We start from the raw sequence: 1,261 nt of genomic DNA, 5'->3' as shown, positions 1-1,261 counted from the left end.
GTGTGGAGGCTTTATGTAAATGTCGTGTTCTAGCCATTTAGATGGAATGGTCGCCTCCCGCCTTAACGGTCTGTCCGGCGCCGCGGTCTCGCTTCCAGAACGTGCGACATTGCAGGTCCGGCAGTCCTGCCGTCAAGGAGAATCTGATGGAACCCACGATCATTGCCATCGACCTGGCGACGCGCGTCTTCCAGATCCATTTCGTTGATTCTGACACCGGCGCAATCCACAACAAGGCTCTCAAACGCGCGCAGCTACTACCGTTCTTTGCCAACCGGCCTGTATCCCGTGTCGTGATGGAAGCCTGTGGCAGCGCTCATCATTGGGCAAGGCAACTGGCTCGGCTTGGCCACGATGTGCGGCTCATTGCAGCGCAGTTCGTGCGGCCATTCGTCAAGTCGAACAAGAACGATGCCGCGGACGCGGCGGCAATCTGGGAAGCTGCGCAGCGTCCGGGCATGCGGTTCGTGGCCGTCAAGACCGAAGATCAGCAGGCGATGCTCGCGCTTCACCGGATGCGGCAGCAACTGGTACGGTTCCGCGTCATGCAGGTCAACCAGATGCGCGGTCTGCTCTACGAGTTCGGCGTGATCCTGCCGCAGGGTCCCCGTGCCTCGATCGAGGCCGCCAAAGCCGCACTCGCAACGCTCGCAGACCAGTTGCCGGCGATGCTCACGGAAAGCCTCCAGGAGCAGCTCTCACGAATGCTCGTGCTCGATGAACAGATCGGGCGCATCGAGCAACGCATTATCGAATGGAGGCGCAGTGATGAAGCGTGTCTACGTATCTCGGAGATTCCTGGTGTCGGTCTGCTGACAGCCACTGCAGCAGTCTCGGTCATCGGTCAGGCGAAAAACTTCCGGTCTGGGCGTGAATTTGCGGCTTACCTTGGTCTGGTGCCACGTCAGAACAGCTCAGGCGGCAAGATCAGGCTTGGCGGCATCAGCAAACGTGGCGACGTGTATTTACGGACGCTACTCATACACGGTGCCCGGGCTGTCATCTCAAGTTCGAAGCATCTGCCCGAGAGATTGCGCCTCCTGTTGACGCGACGTCCGACGAACGTAGTCGCTGTCGCACTGGCCAACAAGATGGCGCGAACAATCTGGGCGCTGCTGGCTTATGGGCGAACGTATCAGGCGACGCCAGCGCAGTAACCATTTGTCACCGCATTTGATCTCATCCACGGTTGCACAGGTGTATTGAACGATGGCAAGACAGGTTGGACCGCGCAAAGGCAAACCTGAGACATTTCTCGGAC

General features: G+C 59.0%; 1 protein-coding gene. It reads left to right on the top strand.

Annotated elements, in window-relative coordinates:
- Window positions 1-146: 146 nt before the first annotated feature.
- Entirely contained in the window at window positions 147-1,157 is a 1,011-nt protein-coding gene (locus P0D70_RS36550; protein WP_408188105.1) for an IS110 family RNA-guided transposase, read from the top strand.
- Window positions 1,158-1,261 lie beyond the last annotated feature (104 nt).

The organism is Paraburkholderia sp. RL17-381-BIF-C (assembly GCF_046026435.1).
In the GTDB taxonomy this organism is placed as follows: domain Bacteria; phylum Pseudomonadota; class Gammaproteobacteria; order Burkholderiales; family Burkholderiaceae; genus Paraburkholderia.
The sequence above is the reverse complement of the archived record's forward strand: the minus strand, read 5'-3'. Positions and strand labels throughout refer to the sequence as shown.

Bases quoted from the DNA above. Each gene is read 5' to 3' on its own strand.
- P0D70_RS36550 (WP_408188105.1), top strand. From the start codon at position 147: ATGGAACCCACGATCATTGCCATCGACCTGGCGACGCGCGTCTTCCAG.